Source organism: Streptomyces sp. NPDC059785, assembly GCF_042732375.1.
In the GTDB taxonomy this organism is placed as follows: domain Bacteria; phylum Actinomycetota; class Actinomycetes; order Streptomycetales; family Streptomycetaceae; genus Streptomyces.
The window spans coordinates 48,215-63,992 of the sequence record NZ_JBHWHV010000009.1; the positions used below are offsets into that span (position 1 = coordinate 48,215).

General features: G+C 73.7%; 7 protein-coding genes and 1 pseudogene. 3 read left to right on the forward strand and 5 right to left on the reverse strand.

Translation table 11 applies throughout. From position 1 onward, the window contains the following. Positions 1 to 607 precede the first annotated feature (607 nt). The 5 genes and pseudogenes from ACFV6E_RS09225 to ACFV6E_RS09245 all read right to left on the reverse strand — a co-directional run. Positions 608 to 2,902, reverse strand: a pseudogene (locus tag ACFV6E_RS09225) (CDP-glycerol glycerophosphotransferase family protein); the annotation flags it as partial. A 183-nt stretch (positions 2,903 to 3,085) separates the two neighbouring features. Beyond that, positions 3,086 to 3,967, reverse strand: a complete 882-nt coding sequence (locus ACFV6E_RS09230) for a carbohydrate ABC transporter permease (RefSeq protein ID WP_385165845.1) — start codon at positions 3,965 to 3,967, stop codon at positions 3,086 to 3,088. Next, positions 3,964 to 5,325, reverse strand: coding sequence for a carbohydrate ABC transporter permease (locus ACFV6E_RS09235; protein ID WP_385460217.1), 1,362 nt, complete (start codon positions 5,323 to 5,325; stop codon positions 3,964 to 3,966). The genes ACFV6E_RS09230 and ACFV6E_RS09235 overlap by 4 nt, the downstream gene beginning before the upstream one ends. 10 nt (positions 5,326 to 5,335) lie before the next feature. Beyond that, a complete protein-coding gene (locus ACFV6E_RS09240) occupies positions 5,336 to 6,769 on the reverse strand; it encodes an ABC transporter substrate-binding protein (protein ID WP_385460219.1) in 1,434 nt (477 codons plus the stop codon). Between the two features lie 689 nt (positions 6,770 to 7,458). Continuing rightward, positions 7,459 to 10,869 carry an FHA domain-containing protein gene (locus tag ACFV6E_RS09245; RefSeq protein WP_385460221.1) on the reverse strand — a complete coding sequence of 1,137 codons (3,411 nt, stop codon included), beginning with the start codon at positions 10,867 to 10,869 and terminating at the stop codon, positions 7,459 to 7,461. A 470-nt stretch (positions 10,870 to 11,339) separates the two neighbouring features. On the opposite strand from ACFV6E_RS09245, the gene ACFV6E_RS09250 reads away from it, so the two are divergent. The 3 genes from ACFV6E_RS09250 to prfB all read left to right on the forward strand — a co-directional run bounded on the left by ACFV6E_RS09250 (position 11,340) and on the right by prfB (position 15,573). Further along, positions 11,340 to 13,016, forward strand: coding sequence for a serine/threonine-protein kinase (locus ACFV6E_RS09250; RefSeq protein WP_385164104.1), 1,677 nt, complete (start codon positions 11,340 to 11,342; stop codon positions 13,014 to 13,016). A 147-nt stretch (positions 13,017 to 13,163) separates the two neighbouring features. Then, positions 13,164 to 14,399 (forward strand): serine/threonine-protein kinase, encoded by a 1,236-nt coding sequence (locus tag ACFV6E_RS09255; protein ID WP_385460223.1) that lies wholly within the window; start codon positions 13,164 to 13,166, stop codon positions 14,397 to 14,399. Between the two features lie 67 nt (positions 14,400 to 14,466). Continuing rightward, on the forward strand, positions 14,467 to 15,573 hold the full coding sequence (gene prfB, locus ACFV6E_RS09260) for a peptide chain release factor 2 (protein ID WP_385164098.1): 1,107 nt from the start codon (positions 14,467 to 14,469) through the stop codon (positions 15,571 to 15,573). The last annotated feature ends 205 nt before the right edge of the window (positions 15,574 to 15,778 follow it).

Genomic DNA, 15,778 nt, shown 5'->3' on the forward strand with positions numbered 1-15,778 from the left:
CGGCCGGGGTGGGTGCGGGTGCTGGGGCCGGTGCGGTGGGCGCTGTGGTGGGTGCGGGAGCGGTGGGGCCGGGCGGTGGTTCCGTGCGGGGCCGTGCGCTGGTGGGTGGGGGCTCAGGTGTGACGGGCGCGGCCGGGGTGGGTGCGGGTGCTGGGGCCGGTGCGGTGGGCGTTGTGGTGGGTGCGGGAGCGGTGGGGCCGGGCGGTGGTTCTGTGCGGGGCCGTGCGCTGGTGGGTGGGGGCTCAGGTGTGACGGGCGCGGCCGGGGTGGGTGCGGGTGCTGGGGCCGGTGCGGTGGGCGCTGTGGTGGGTGCGGGAGCGGTGGGGCCGGGCGGTGGTTCCGTGCGGGGCCGTGTGCTGGTGGGCGGGGGCTCAGGTGTGACGGGCGCGGCCGGGGTGGGTGCGGGTGCTGGGGCCGGTGCGGGCGGAGCTGTGGTGGGTGCGGGAGCGGTTGGGCCGGGCGGTGGTTCCGTGCGGGGCCGTGCGCTGGTCGGCGGGGGCTCGGCGGGCGACGCCGCGTGGGGGGCCTCGGCGGGCGGCGCCTTCGCGTCCGTCGCCGGGACCGGTGCGCCGGGGGTCGTGGGGCGGGCCGGTACGGTCGCGCCGCCGGGCACGGTGGGGCGGGCCGGTGTGGCGGGCGCGGTCGTCGTACGGGGCCGGGGTGCCGTCGCCGACGGCACAGGGGTGCGGTCCGTCAAGGGGATCACCGGTGGCAGGCCCGGCTCCTCGCCGAGGACGACATGGCGGACCACCCGTTCTGCGGCGTGGCCGTCGTCGTGCGGGCAGAAGCGTTCGCGGAACGCGGCGCGGAGCTGCGTGGAGCGGGAGCCGCACCAGTGGCCGGTGACGAAGACGTCGATCAGCTCGTCCTCGCTGCGCGCGACCGCGCCCGGCGGAAAGGACCGCAGGTCGAAGTAGGTGCCGCGGGCCGCCTCGTACGCCTCGCGGTCGTCGGCGTACACCACGATCGGCCGGTCCAGGCCCGCGTAGTCGAACAGCAGCGACGAGTAGTCCGTGATCAGCGCGTCCGACGCCAGGCAGAGCGATTCCACGCTCGGGTGGGCGGTCACGTCGATGAGCCGGTCCGGGCCGCCGCCGGGCTCCGCCAGCGGGGCGCCGTAGGAGGGGTGGGCGCGGGTGAGGAGTACGAAGCCGGGGCCCAGCAGCCGCAGCAGCCGGGCCAGGTCGAGCGGCCGGTGCTGGGTGCGCCGGTAGTCGCGGTACGTCGGCGCGTACAGCACGGCGACGGCGGACTCGGGGATGCCGAGGGACGCGCGCAGCCGGGCCACGTCCGCCGGGGTCGCCCGGTGGAAGACGTCGGTGCGCGGCTGCCCGTACTCCAGCGTCGCGTACGCGGCGGGGTGGACGCGCTCCCAGGTCAGGGTGGAGTGCCGGTTGGCGGACAGGCAGTAGTCCCAGGCGTCCGCGTCGCGCAGCAGCGCCGCGAAGTCGGTGTCGCGGGCGGCGGCCGGACGGTCCTGGAGATCGAGGCCCATCCGCTTGAGCGGGGTGCCGGCCTGTGTCTGGACCACGGTCTGCCCGGCCCGCTTGACCAGCCGGGGGTCGAAGCCGGTGCTGCCGACCAGGTACGCCGAGCGGGCCAGCGCCGTCCAGTACGCGGCCGACCCGGGACGCACCCGGCGGGTCGCGGCCGGCACCGTGTGGTGGTGCTCGGGGGCCGCGATCCAGGTCGTACGGATGTGCGGGGCGAACTCGCGGAAGGCGGCCTCAAGGGCGCCCGGGTTGCAGCCGTAGCCGCGCCCCCGGTGGCCGGTGAAGACGGCGCGGTCGGCGCGCAGCGGCAGGAGGAGCTGGACGCGGTAGTGGACGCGCAGGACCGCGCGCCGGGTCCGGCGCAGCACCCCGCCGGTCAGCCGCAGCACCCGTCTGGAGAAGCGCGACCCCAGCGACAGCAGCCGGTACGTGCGGTGGCCGCCGAGCCGGACCAGCGCGTGCCGCAGCCGCGCGCCGCCCCAGTGCTCCGGCCGCGCCCCGGCGGGCAGCCGCCGGCCGCGCGCCGCGCCGCCGCCCGGCCGGTGGCGGGCGCAGTGGAGCCGGGCCCGGCGCAGGAACTCGGCGCGGGTGCCGCGCGGCAGCCGCCCGCGCCGGACGAACACCGTGGCCAGGTGGTCGACCATCCGCCGGAACAGCACCGGGTGCCAGCGCGCCAGCTCCGGGTGGGCGGCGAGATGGGCGAAGACCCGGTCGTACTGCTCGAAGACATCGAAGTGCTTGCGGCTGGTCGTGCCGAGGATGGAGCCGCGGCGGCGCTGGCGGTAGTGCACGCAGACCCGGTCGAGGGTGGCGACGGTCTCCGCGGACATCAGCACCGGGTACGTCCACGGGGTGTCCTCGTAGTAGCCGGGCGGGAAGGTGAAGGCCGCCCGCTCGACGTACTCGCGCCGGTACGCCTTGTTCCAGACCACCATCAGCACGTCGAGCAGGCCGGGCCGGTCGGCGAGCCGGAACGGGGCGGGGCCCTGTTCGGTCAGCCGGTCGGCGAGCTGGTTGCGGGTGCTCCGGCCCGAGCAGAAGGTGCGCGCGTAGTCGTAGACCAGGACGTCCGGATCGCCGGTCTCCTTCAGCCGGTCGGCGATCGCCCGCAGCGCGTGCGGGGTGAGGCTGTCGTCGCCGTCCAGGAAGAGCAGGTAGTCGCCTCGCGCGCGGTCGAGCCCGGCGTTGCGGGCGCGGCCCAGGCCCACGTTCTCGGTCAGGTGCACCGGGCGGACGCGCGCGTCGCGGGCCGCGAACTCGTCGATGACCGCACCGCAGGCGTCCGGCGAGCAGTCGTCGACCGCGATCAGTTCAAGATCGGTACAGGACTGCTCCAGCACCGATTCGAGGCATTCCGGAAGGTACGCCTGAACCCTGTACGCGGGGACGATGACACTGAACCTGGGCAAGGCACATCCATGGGTCGGCACGGGCATACTGCCCTGAAACGGCCGAAGGGATGATCTGGTTACGCCAGACGCGGCATCCGGGGGACGCCCTCCCGCCCGAGGTCACGGCGTGAAAGGGACGGGGTTACGCCGTCGGAGGGGCGGACCTCGCGGGCCCGCCCCTCCGACCGGTGTGCCGTACCGCTACTTGACCGCGCCCGCCATCACACCGGACACGAACTGCCGCTGGAAGGCGAAGAACACCGCCAGCGGGATCACCATCGAGATGAAGGCGCCCGGCGCCAGTACGTCGATGTTGGCGCCGAACTGCCGCACCTGCTGTTGCAGGGCGACGGTCAGCGGCTGCGAGCCGTGGTCGGAGAAGACCAGGGCGACGAGCATGTCGTTCCACACCCACAGGAACTGGAAGATGCCCAGGGACGCGATCGCCGGCGCGCCGAGCGGCAGGACGACCGTCAGGAACAGCCGGGCCTCACCGGCGCCGTCCAGCCGCGCCGCCTCCAGGAGTTCCCGGGGGATCTCCGCGAAGAAGTTGCGCAACAGGAAGATCGCGAAGGGCAGTCCGAAGCCGACGTGGAACAGCACCACCCCGATGATGTCGCCGAAGATGCCGATCTTGCCGAAGAGGTCGGACAGCGGGATCAGCGCCACCTGCACCGGCACCACGAGCAGCGCCACCACGGCCATGAACCACCAGTCGCGGCCCTTGAAGTCCATCCACGCGAAGGCGTACCCGGCCATCGCGCCGATGAAGACCACGAGCAGGGTCGCCGGGACCGTGATCCAGACCGTGTTCAGCAGCGAGCTGGTGATGTCGTCGTTCTCCAGGAGCGACTTGTAGCTCGCGGTGGTGAGCTGGGCGGGCGCCGAGAAGACCTTCCACCAGCCCGAGGAGGCGATGTCGGTCGGTTCGCGGAACGACGACACCAGCAGGCCGAAGGCGGGCACCAGCCAGAACACCGCCACCAGCAGCAGGAAGACGCGCAGCGCGCCGCCGGCGGCACCACTGGCGACCCGGGCGGCTACGGAGCGCTTGGCGCGCACGGACGTGTCGGACGCGGTCACCGCTCGCGCTCCTTCCGCAGACGGCGGATGTTGACGAACATCATCGGCAGGACGAGCAGCAGCAGGAGCACGCCGATCGCGCTGCCCACGCCGTAGTTGCCGCCGCCGCCGAAGGACGACAGGAACAACTGGAGGGCGAGGACGTTGGCGTCGTCCTGGCTGGGCTGCGGCGCGATGATGTAGACGAGGTCGAAGATCTTCATCACGTTGATCATCAGCGTGACCAGGACCACGATCAGGACCGGCGCCAGCAGCGGCACGGTGACCCGGCGGAACACCTGCCACTCGTTGGCACCGTCCACCCGGGCCGCCTCCAGGAGATTGCGGTCGACTCCCGCGAGCCCGGCCGCGATCAGCACCATGGCGAACCCGGCCCACATCCAGACGTACGAGGCGATGATGGACGGGGTCACCAGCGTCGGGCCGAGCCAGTCGACACCGTTGTACGGGGCGGCGAAGTTCGAGCCCGGCAGGCGCAGTCGCGCCCCGTCCGCCTCCCGCGGCAGCCGGAACGTGCCGTCGGCGCCGCTGGTCGCCGAGGCGACCACCTCGCTGCCCTTGACGGCCTCCACCTGCACGCCCTCCAGCGCCTTCTCGCCCGCGTCGACGGCGCCCTTCTCACCGCCGCCGCCGAGCTTGAAGTCCAGCCAGACGGTCCCGGTGACCGCGTCCTCGGCGGGGGCGGCCGCCTTGGCGTCCCGCGGGTCGCCGGGCAGCCGGTTCGGCGCGATACCGACGAGGGGGAGCAGCGCCGGAGTGCCCGGTTGTACCGCTGAGGCCGTGGTGAACGAACCGCCGCCGGACGCTTTCAGATCGCTGACCTGGGCGTTCGGGCGGGCTTTGGGGTAGACCGAGGAGTCGGTGAACGCGTCGTGCACCGAGGTGACGACCGCGTTGGCCACGCCCTGGTCCGGGTCCTGCTCGTAGACCAGGCGGAAGATGATGCCCGCGGCGAGCATGGAGATCGCCATCGGCATGAAGACGATCAGTTTGAACGCCGTGCCCCAGCGCACCCGTTCGGTCAGCACGGCGAAGATCAGGCCGAGCACCGTGACGAGCGCGGGGGCGACGGCGACCCAGATCGCGGTGTTGCGGACCGCCGTCAGCGTGGCGTCGTTCGTGAAGATGTCGCCGTAGTTCTCCAGGCCGACGAAGCCGGAGCCGTCGGCGTCGTAGAGACTGCGCCAGACCGAGTAACCGATCGGGTAGACCACGAGCGCGCCGAGCAGCACCAGCGCGGGCAGCAGGAACAGCACCGCCACCCACAGCCGGGTCCGCGTCACGCTCTTGCGCGACTTGGCGGCGGGCACCGGCGGCAGCGCGCCGGTGCCTTCCGCCGTCTTCGTTACGGAGGACATGCCGGCGCCGTCACTGGTCCGCGTACGCCTTGGCGGCGTCCGCCTCGAGCTTCTGCTGCGTGCCCGCCACGTCCTTCGGGTTGCTCAGGAAGTCCTGGAGGTCCTTCCACTCGCCGACGCCCTGGGTGCCGCCGAAGGCCGCCGGCGCCTGGTCGGACATGTCGAACCGGAAGTCGTCGCCTGCCTCGACCAGCGCCTTGGCGATCTGCCGGGTCACCGCGTCCTTGTACGTGGCCTGGTCCATCGTCTTGCTGGGGGAGAGGAAGCCGCCCTGCGCCGCCCAGATCTCGGCCGCGTCCGTGGAGGCGAGGAAGGTCAGCAGCGCCTGGGCGCCCTCGCCGTCCTTCAGGATCACCGCGGCGTCGCCGCCGCTGACCACCGGCGAGGCGTCGCCGACCGCCGGGAAGGAGAAGACCTTGGCGTCCGTGCCGACCTCGGCCTTGGTGTCGGCGTTGATGTTCGCCGTCACGAAGTCGCCCTCGAAGACCATGCCGGCCGGGGTGTCACCGCTGAAGGTCTGCGTGACCGACTTCGGGAACTCCGTGTTGAGCGCGCCCTTTCTGCCGCCCGCGATCAGCTCGTCCTTGCCCCACAGCTCGGCGAGCGTGGTCAGGGCCTTCTTGACCGACGGGTCCGTCCACTTGATCTTGTGCGCGGCGAGCTGGTCGTACTTCTCCGGGCCCGCCTGGGAGAGGTAGACGTTCTCGAACCAGTCGGTCAGCGTCCAGCCGTCCGCACCGCCGATGGACACGGCGGGGGAGCCGGCGTCCGAGAGCGTCTGCGCGGTGGACAGGAAGTCCTTCCAGGTCTTCGGGGTGTCGCTGAGGCCCGCTGCCTCGAAGTTCGCGGTGTTGTACCAGACGAGGGACTTGTTGGCGGCCTTCACGTACGCGCCGTACTGCTTGCCCTTGTAGGCGCCGAGGTCCTTCCAGCCCTGCGAGAAGTTCTTGTCGACCTGAGCCTGGGCCTCGGCGCCCAGCGGCTTGACCCAGCCCTTCTCGGCGAACTGGTGCAACACGCCGACCTGGGGGAGGAAGGCGACGTCCGGCGGCTTGCCGCCCTGGATCTTGGTACCGAGGAAGGTGGACGTGTTGTTGCCGGTGGGCACGAAGCCGATCTCGGCGCCGGTGCGCTTCTCGAACTCGTCCATGACCTTCATGAAGTTCTTCTGCTCCGCGCCGGTCCACACGGCCGCGACTTCGAGGGTCTGGCCTTTGAGGTTCGGCAGCTGGACGCTCGGCTCGGAGGTCCCGCCGGTCTCCTTGCCGCTGCCTGTCGAGTTCTTGTCGTCGTCACCGCCGCATGCGGTGAGCGCCAGCGCGAGTGCGCCGGCCACGACGGCTGCCGCGGTGGCTCGTGCGGCCTGCGCGGATCGTGCGGTCCGTGCGGCCTGTGGGGATCGTGCGGCCTGTGGGGTGGTGCGTGTACGGAGAGTGCTGCGCATCAGTGCCCCGTTCTTCGTTCCTCGTCGAACGTCCGAGGGGAGTCCCGTCCGCTCTGGTCTAGCCCGCGCGGTCGGGGGCGGCAAGAGCGCCTGCGGTGTCAAGTGACCGATCGTGACCGCGTCGTGACGTGCGGGTCTCTGGCGGGGCTCCGGCAGGGGCCGGGTGGGGCCGGGTGGGGCGGGTGGCGCGGGTGGCGCCGTGGCGCCGGCCGTGTCGGGGTGGGTCGGGGCCGTGGCGGGGCCAGCCCCCCCCGCGCCCGGGGGGAGCGCGGGGGGGGAGCGTTCAGGGGTTGTGTGGGGCGCCGGGAGTGGGGGGGGGGGGGGGGGGGCGGGGGGGGGGGGGGGGGGGGGGGGGGGGGGGGGGGGGGGGGGGGGGGGGGGGGGCGGGGGGGGGTGGGGGGGGGGGCCGGGGCCGTGCCGGTACATCCGCCCGTCGCTCCCGTGGTCACCGAGGGGGTTCAGATGACCGACTTGGTGTGCGACCACGTGATCGACGGGCATCTGATGTACCGGCACGGCCCCTTCCGCCGGATTGCGGCTGTCGGTCGTGAGGCGTTCGGCACGGCCACTTCCGCCGGATTGCGGCTGCCGGCAGCGGGGCGTTCGGCACGGCCACTTCGTCCGCGGGCGGCTGCGGGAAGCGCCTCGGCTGACGCCAGAACGGCCCCTTCAGGCCGGGGGCTCTTCGGTTACGGCAGTGACGGGACCTGTGTTGCTGCGACTGAGCGTGCTGCTCGTTCCAGGGCGCTGGCCAGGAGGGCCAGGTCGGTCGGGCCGTTGCCCAGTTCCCGTACGGGGCGGCGGGCCGGGGGGTCGCCCATGCGGTGCCACTCCAGGGGGACGACAGTGGGGCGCAGCGTCGCCGTACGCGGGATCCGGCCGGTGACCCGGCCGCCCTGGAACGGCGTGACCCGGCCGTCCGCGCCGGTCAGCCGGCCGCGTCCGGGCGCCGGTTCGTCCGGTCCCGGAGTCGGTGTCTCCAGGGTGACGCGCAGTGTGGTCGAGCGGGCCGGCTCCGACTCCGCTGCGCGCCCGCCGGTCCCGATCGCCGCCACCAGGTGCACCCCGAGCCGCTCGCCCTCCCGGGCGACGGCCTCCAGGGCTCTGACGACCGAGCCTGCCGAGGGCCGGCCCGGCGAGCCGAGCGCCGGCGACAGCAGCGCGTCCAGGTCGTCGACCACCACCACGAGCCGGGCCAGCGGCGGCCCCGGCTCCGGGCGCTGTCCGGCCGCCGCAGGCCGCAGCCGTATCGTCGAACTGGTCGGGGTGTCGAGGTCACCGGACCCTGAGGGGTTGGGTGCGGGGTGTGCGCCGCGTGCCGAGCGCTGGGTGACCATCCGGCCCGACACCTCGCGCCCGGTGTGCCACTCGGTGAAGTCCAGCCGGCCGAGCAGCTCGGCCCGCCGTTTGAGCTCCGCGCTCAGCGCCTGGGCGAACTCCCGCATCCTGACCGGGTCGTTGGCGGTCAGGTGGGTGGACACGTGCGGCAGGTCCGTACAGGAGCCGAGGCCGTCGGACGGGGAGACGTCGTTGCCCCCGGTACGGTCCCGCCCGTCTATCAGGATGATCCCGAGCCGGTCGGGGCGGTCCGCGGCGGCGAGTGACGCGGCGATCGAACGCAGCAGTTCGGTGCGGCCGCTGCCCGGGGGCCCCTCGACCAGCAGATGCGGTCCCTCGGCGGCCAGGTCCGTGCAGACCGGTCCGCGCGGGCCCGCCCCGAGGACGGCGCGCGCCCGGCCGCCCGGCACCTCCGTGTCGTCGGCCGCGTCGGCCCAGCGCGCCAGCAGCGACGCCGGGGTGGCCCGGGCGAGGCCCAGTTCGTCCAGTAGCCGGGCTGCCTGGGGCAGCGGCGCGGACACGCGCGCGTGCCGGTCGCCGGTGCCGTCCGTGCGCAGCGGCGCCAGCGCCCGCGCGAACCGCTCGGCCCACGCCGCGGACACGGCGTCCACCGCGGCGACGGTCCCGTGCCCGACCAGGGCACCGTCCGGGCCGTCATCGAGGGCCCCCTGCTCCGGCATCTGCCCTCGGCCCTGCCCCGGGAGGCCGCCTCGGGCGACCCGGATCAGTCTCAGAGCCGTGGCCACGTCACCGCTCAGCAGTGCGACGGCTCCGCACTCCCGGAACCCGGGCGCCACCGCGCACGCCGCCTCGTACGTCTCCGTCACCGGCGAGGCGGGTGACGCGGCCGCCGTCTCGGCGAGGCACACCACATGGATGCCGGCGCGGGCGCCCTCCCGGGCCAGCCGTGCTACGGCGTCGCGCAGCGCCGCGCAGCCCGGGTCGCCGTCCACGACGAGCACGGTGTACGGCCCGGCTTCGGCCGACGGTGCACCGGCCGCGTGCGCCGCGTCCGCCGCCTGGTCCTCCAGGCGGCGCAGCAGCTCGTCCGCGCGGGCCGTCGCCTGGTCGCGGTCGTAGGCGAGCAGCAGACGGCAGTCCTGGCCGTGGGCGGGCCGCAGGTGCGGCAGCCAGCCGAGCCAGGCCCACTCGGCCGTGCGCTCCCCGACGGAACGCGCGCGGTCCGTGCTGATCAGCACGAGCTCCAGGATGTCGGGGGAGTGCAGCGCGGCGAGCTGGGCGACGACCGCGCGGGCCAGCCCCGTCAGCCGCTCCCGGGGTCCGGCCAGGCCCAGCGCCCCTGCCTCCCGCAGTCCGGCCGTCACCGGCACCGCGGGCACCAGCCCCGAGCCGTCGGAGGCCGTACGGTCGGCCGTCCCGAGCCGGACCGTGAGCGCCTCGGGGTGGCGCGGTCCGCGCTCCCACAGCCGCGGGCCCGGGCCGAGCGCGGTCAGCAGCAGCGTCGCGGGGTCGGGCCAGGTCTCCGGCAGGTGCGCCGCGGTGGCCGGGAGCTCCGCCGCGCCCGCCGTCTCGTACGCCGTCCCCTCCGCGTCCGGCTGCTCGGCCCGGCCACCGGCCAGGCGGCGCGCCCACGCGGTCAGGCCCCCGCGCCTGCGCACACCGGGCGGTACCTCTGTGCCCCGGGTGGGCGTCCCCTTCCGCGTGCCCCCCGGATCGCCGTACGGACCCGGCTCCTCCCCGTGCGCACTCGCCGCCGGGCCGTGCGCGCTTCCGGTCCCATGGGTGCTCTCGATCCTGGGTGCGCGGCTCTGTCCGGGCACGACATGCGTGTCACCGGGCACGCCCCCGGCGGCACCCCACCCGCCCGGACCGTAGGCGTGATGCGTGTCGGCGGAGGGGACGGAGGGGGAGGGGGAGGGGGAGGGGGAAGAGGGGTCGGACGGTGCGGTGGGTGCGGTCGTACGACCGCCGGGTTCCCCGCCCGTACGCGTTCCGCCCGCCGCGCCGCCGCTCACGCGCGCGTGGGGGACGGCCGCCGTCTGCCGCGGTCCCCCGGGGAACCCCGTACCCCCGGGGTTCGACGCGGCTGCGGAGGGGGACGGTGCCGTGCCCGCGCGGTCCGTGCCGGAAGGTCCGTCGCGGTGGCCGGCCTCGTCGGTCAGCCGCACGTGTCCCTCTCCGTCCGGCGCCGTCGGCACCGTGCCCACGCCGGTGGGCGGTGCCAGGCGCAGGGCGGATTCGCCGACCCGCAGCAGCGCGCCGGGTGCGAAGCGGACGGGGCGCTCGCCCACGCGCGTGCCGTCGAGGACCGTGCCGTTCGTCGAGCCGAGGTCGGCGACCGAGATCCGGCCGTCCGGGGCGACCGTCACCGCGCAGTGCAGGCGGGAGACGTCCGGGTCGTCCAGCGGGACGTCCGCGTCGGCGGAGCGGCCGAGGCGGATCTGCCCGCCGTGCAGCAGGTGGACGCCGCCCGCGTCCGGGCCCGCGACCACGTGGAGCTGGGCGGCGACGTCGCTCTCGTCGGGGCCGTGCTCGGCGGGGGCGCCCAGGGACAGCACGGCGCCGTCCGTCAGCGGCGGCTCGCCGAGCGTGCAGCGCTGGGCGTCGAGCCGCTCCGCGCCCGCGTACAGCACCGCGGGGCCGTCGCCGCCTGCGACCGCCGAGACCAGTGCGGACGCCACCGCGGCGAGCGCCGTACCGGCGGGCGCGGTGACCAGGACATCCACTCCGCGGGCGGCGGCGTGCCCCCGGGGCTCCGTGGGCGGGCCCAGCGGGTCTACGACGGTCAGCCGGATCTGCATCGCCGTCAGCGGTCCCTTCCGCGCGGGCGCCCGGTGACGACGCGGACGAGACTGCGCCGCGGTCCCCCACCGCAGCCTCCCCCACCGCACCGGGCACGTCGGCCAGTACAGGGGGCATCCTCGCACCTGCCACTGACAACTTTCCCGCCCCCCACCGGTAAGTGATCTTGATTGGTCGGCTCTGCCCGCAAAAGTGCCTGACCAATGCACGACCGGTGTCCGCTTGAGATCGGTCACGTTCACGCTTCGGCAACCAACGGTCCGAAGCGAGCGTCTTCTCTTTGAACACGTACGGGAACGCACAAGCGAACGCGGACGGGAACGCATCGGTACGGGAACACGTACAAGAACAGGCACAGCAAGACGACAGCCCGGTCCTCCGTTCGACGGCACTACAGTGGGGCGGAACACCCGAAGCACGGTGCCGACGGTGGACCGACCAGGGCAGCAAGCAGCAGGGAGCGCATGACGTGCGGCCGGTAGGGAGCAAGTACCTCCTTGAGGAGCCGCTGGGACGCGGCGCCACAGGCACCGTCTGGCGAGCCCGCCAGAGGGAGACCGCGGGCGCCGAGGCGGCCGTCCCGGGGCAGCCCGGCGAGACCGTGGCCATCAAGGTCCTCAAGGAGGAGCTGGCCAACGACGCGGACATCGTGATGCGCTTCCTGCGGGAGCGCTCCGTCCTGCTGCGTCTGACCCACCCGAACATCGTCCGGGTCCGCGACCTCGTCGTCGAGGGCGACCTGCTGGCGCTGGTCATGGACCTCGTCGACGGCCCCGACCTGCACCGCTACCTGCGCCAGAACGGGCCCTTCACGCCCGTGGCCGCCGCCCTGCTGACCGCCCAGGTGGCCGACGCGCTCGCCGCCAGCCACGCCGACGGCGTGGTGCACCGCGACCTCAAGCCCGCGAACGTGCTGCTCAAGCAGGACGACGGCGGCATGCACCCGATGCTCACGGACTTCGGGATCGCCCGGCTCGCCGATTCGCCGGGCCTGACCCGCACGCACGAGTTCGTCGGCACCCCCGCGTACGTCGCGCCCGAGTCCGCCGAGGGCCGCCCGCAGACCTCCGCCGTGGACATCTACGGCGCGGGCATCATGCTCTACGAGCTGGTCACCGGCCGTCCGCCGTTCGGCGGCGGGTCCGCCCTCGAAGTGCTGCACCAGCACCTGAGCGCCGAACCGCGCCGCCCGTCGACCGTCCCGGACCCGCTGTGGACCGTCATCGAGCGCTGCCTGCGCAAGAACCCGGACGAACGCCCCAGCGCCGAGAACCTGGCCCGCGCGCTGCGCACGGTCGCCGAGGGCATCGGCGTGCACGCGAACTCCGCGCAGATCGCCGCCGCCGAGGGCGTCGCCGCGCTGCTCGCGCCGGACCCTGACCCCGCCACGGTCCCCGGCTCCGGCGTCCCCGGCTCGGCCGACCCGACGCAGGTCCTGCCCCACGGCGCGGGCGGGTACGACCCGAACGCCGCGACCAGCGTGCTGCCGCACACCGGCGGCGACGCCGACGCCACCTCCGTACTGCCGAACCGGGGCGCGGCCGACCCGACCGCCGTCATGCCGCCGGTGCCGCAGAACCAGCCGGGCGGGCAGCCCGGCGGCCCGCAGGACCCGCACCCCTGGCAGAACCAGCTCCGCCAGGCCCGCGACCGCAACGAGCAGACGCAGGTCCAGTCGTACCTCGACCCGAACGAGGACCCGCTGCGCCGCCGCCCCCAGCGGCAGGTGGCCCGCCCGCAGCAGCGGCCCCAGCAGCGCAGGCAGCCGCAGCAGCCGCCCCAGTACGGGTATCCGCAGCAGCAGCCCCAGCAGTACGCGCCGCAGCAGCAGCCGCAGCACCGCTACGCGACCCCCCAGCCGCAGCAGCCCCAGGCGCCGCAGCAGCCCTCCCGGCCGCAGCGCGAGCCCCGGCAGCCGCGGCAGCGCAGCGCCAACCCGATGAAGATTCCCGGACTCGGCTGCCTCAAGGGGTGCCTGTTCACGATCGTCATCCTCTTCGTGGCCGGCTGGCTGGTCTGGGAGCTGAGCCCGCTCCAGGAGTGGATCGGCACCACCAAGGGGTACTGGGCCCAGCTCAGCGACTGGTTCAGCACGGTCAGCGGCTGGATCGGCGACCTCGGCGGCAGCGACAGCGGCACCAACTAGAGGCGTGACCCGGAGCTCGTAACGGCGATCCCCGGGGCTCGGCCTTGGGTATTTGTCGACATCTGACGGGTGATTTCCGCCTCGGCGGTGAAGGTTGGCTCCCGCGACGCGTAGTTTTAGCGACAACACGCGTCTGTAGGAGCACTCTTGGCACGCAAGATCGGGAGCCGGTACACCGCCCACCAGATCCTGGGGCGGGGCAGCGCCGGCACGGTGTGGCTGGGCGAGGGGCCCGAGGGGCCCGTCGCCATCAAGCTGCTGCGCGAGGACCTGGCGTCCGACCAGGAGCTGGTGGGCCGCTTCGTCCAGGAGCGCACGGCGCTGCTCGGTCTCGACCACCCCCATGTGGTCGCGGTGCGGGACCTGGTCGTCGACGGCAACGACCTGGCGCTCGTCATGGACCTGGTCCGCGGCACGGACCTGCGCACCCGGCTCGACCGCGAGCGGCGCCTCGCCCCCGAGGCCGCCGTCGCGATCGTCGCCGACGTCGCCGACGGACTCGCCGCCGCGCACGCCGCGGGCGTCGTCCACCGGGACGTCAAGCCCGAGAACGTCCTGCTCGACATGCAGGGCCCGCTCGGCCCCGGCGGCTCCCACCCCGCCCTGCTGACGGACTTCGGGGTGGCCAAGCTCATCGACTCGCCCAAGCGGACCCGCGCCACGAAGATCATCGGTACCCCGGACTACCTGGCCCCCGAGATCATCGAGGGCCTGCCGCCGCGGGCCGCCGTCGACATCTACGCCCTGGCGACGGTGCTCTACGAGCTGCTGGCCGGGTTCACGCCCTTCGGCGGTGGACACCCGGGCGCGATCCTGCGCCGGCACGTCACGGAGACCGTGGTGCCCCTGCCCGGCATCCCCGAGGAGCTCTGGCAGCTCCTCGTGCAGTGCCTGGCCAAGGCGCCCGCCTCCCGGCTGCGCGCCTCCGAGCTCGGCGCCCGGCTCCGCGAGCAGCTCCCGCTGCTGGCCGGGATGGGGCCGCTGGACGTCGACGAGCCCGACGCGGAACCGGCGGAGGACCCGTACGAGGAGAGCGCCGAGCCGGCCGCGCCGCGGGAGCGGGTGCGCCGGGGCGCGGTCCCGCTGGTGCCCGGCGCCAAGCCCGACTCCAACCGGGACACCCACACCTCGATGCGGGTCCCGGCGCCGGACGAGCTGGCGGGCGGGGCGCGCGGCACGGCGCGGGCGCCGCGGGCCGCGGGCGCGCCGCGCCCCGGCTCGGCCCGCCACCGCGCCTCCGCCAGACGCCGCCGGATCACCCTGGGCGTGGCGGGCGTGCTCCTGGTCGCGGCCGTGGGCATAGGCGCCTGGGCCGCCACGTCGGGCGACGACGGAGACACCTCCCCGGACGACACCCGCAACTCGGCCCCCGCCTCCCCCTGAGCGCCCGGCCCCCGGTCGGCGGGGCGGGCCGGGCCGGCTCGGTTGCCGCAGCCGTTACGCTGGAGGCGTGGCAGTCGTCGATGTATCCGAAGAGCTCAAGTCCCTCTCCTCGACCATGGAGTCGATCGAGGCCGTCCTGGACCTCGACAGGATGAGGGCAGATGTCGCCGTGCTCGAGGAGCAGGCGGCCGCGCCGTCGCTGTGGGACGACCCGGAGGCGGCGCAGAAGATCACCAGCAAGCTGAGCCACCTCCAGGCCGAGGTCCGCAAGGCGGAGGCCCTGCGCGGCAGGATCGACGACCTCGGTGTGCTCTTCGAGATGGCCGAGGAGGAGGACGACCCGGACACCCGCGCCGAGGCCGAGACCGAGCTCACGGCCGTCAAGAAGGCGCTGGACGAGATGGAGGTCCGCACCCTCCTGTCCGGCGAGTACGACTCCCGTGAGGCCGTCGTCACCATCCGTGCCGAGGCCGGCGGCGTCGACGCCTCCGACTTCGCCGAGAAGCTCCAGCGCATGTACCTGCGCTGGGCGGAGCGCCACGGCTACAAGACCGAGCTGTACGAGACGTCGTACGCGGAAGAGGCCGGCATCAAGTCGACCACCTTCTCCGTCCAGTCGCCGTACGCCTACGGGACGCTCTCCGTGGAGCAGGGCACCCACCGGCTGGTGCGGATCTCGCCGTTCGACAATCAGGGCCGCCGGCAGACCTCCTTCGCCGGTGTCGAGATCCTGCCGGTCGTCGAGCAGACCGACCACATCGAGATCGACGAGTCCGAGCTGCGCGTGGACGTCTACCGCTCCTCGGGCCCCGGCGGCCAGGGCGTCAACACCACGGACTCCGCGGTCCGGCTGACCCACCTGCCCACCGGCATCGTCGTCTCCTGCCAGAATGAGCGCTCGCAGATCCAGAACAAGGCGACCGCCATGAACGTGCTCCAGGCCAAGCTGCTCGAGCGGCGCCGCCAGGAGGAGCAGGCCAAGATGGACGCCCTCAAGGGCGACGGCGGCAATTCCTGGGGCAACCAGATGCGTTCGTACGTCCTGCACCCGTACCAGATGGTCAAGGACCTGCGTACCGAGTTCGAAGTGGGCAACCCCGAGTCCGTCTTCAACGGCGAGATCGACGGTTTCCTCGAAGCCGGAATTCGCTGGCGCAAGCAGCAGGAGAAGTAGGCGCGTACAAGCGAGGACACGCACGGAGGGGCGAGGGAATTCCCGCCGCTTTGTCGACAAGGCAACTGCCGTTCAGTGAACGGCAGTTGCCTTTTGTGTGTGGGAAGTCTGGGTTTTACATCACAGTCACATGTCCTCACGGCGGGCAAATGACATCCATTGGGACATCGCGTACGCAACGACCTTGACGTTGCTGGGAAAAGTG

Excerpts from the sequence above, each read along its gene's own strand:
- ACFV6E_RS09235 (WP_385460217.1), bottom strand. The coding sequence starts at position 5,325 with ATGTCCTCCGTAACGAAGACGGCGGAAGGCACCGGCGCGCTGCCGCCG.
- ACFV6E_RS09240 (WP_385460219.1), bottom strand. The coding sequence starts at position 6,769 with ATGCGCAGCACTCTCCGTACACGCACCACCCCACAGGCCGCACGATCC.
- ACFV6E_RS09245 (WP_385460221.1), bottom strand. The coding sequence starts at position 10,869 with ATGCAGATCCGGCTGACCGTCGTAGACCCGCTGGGCCCGCCCACGGAG.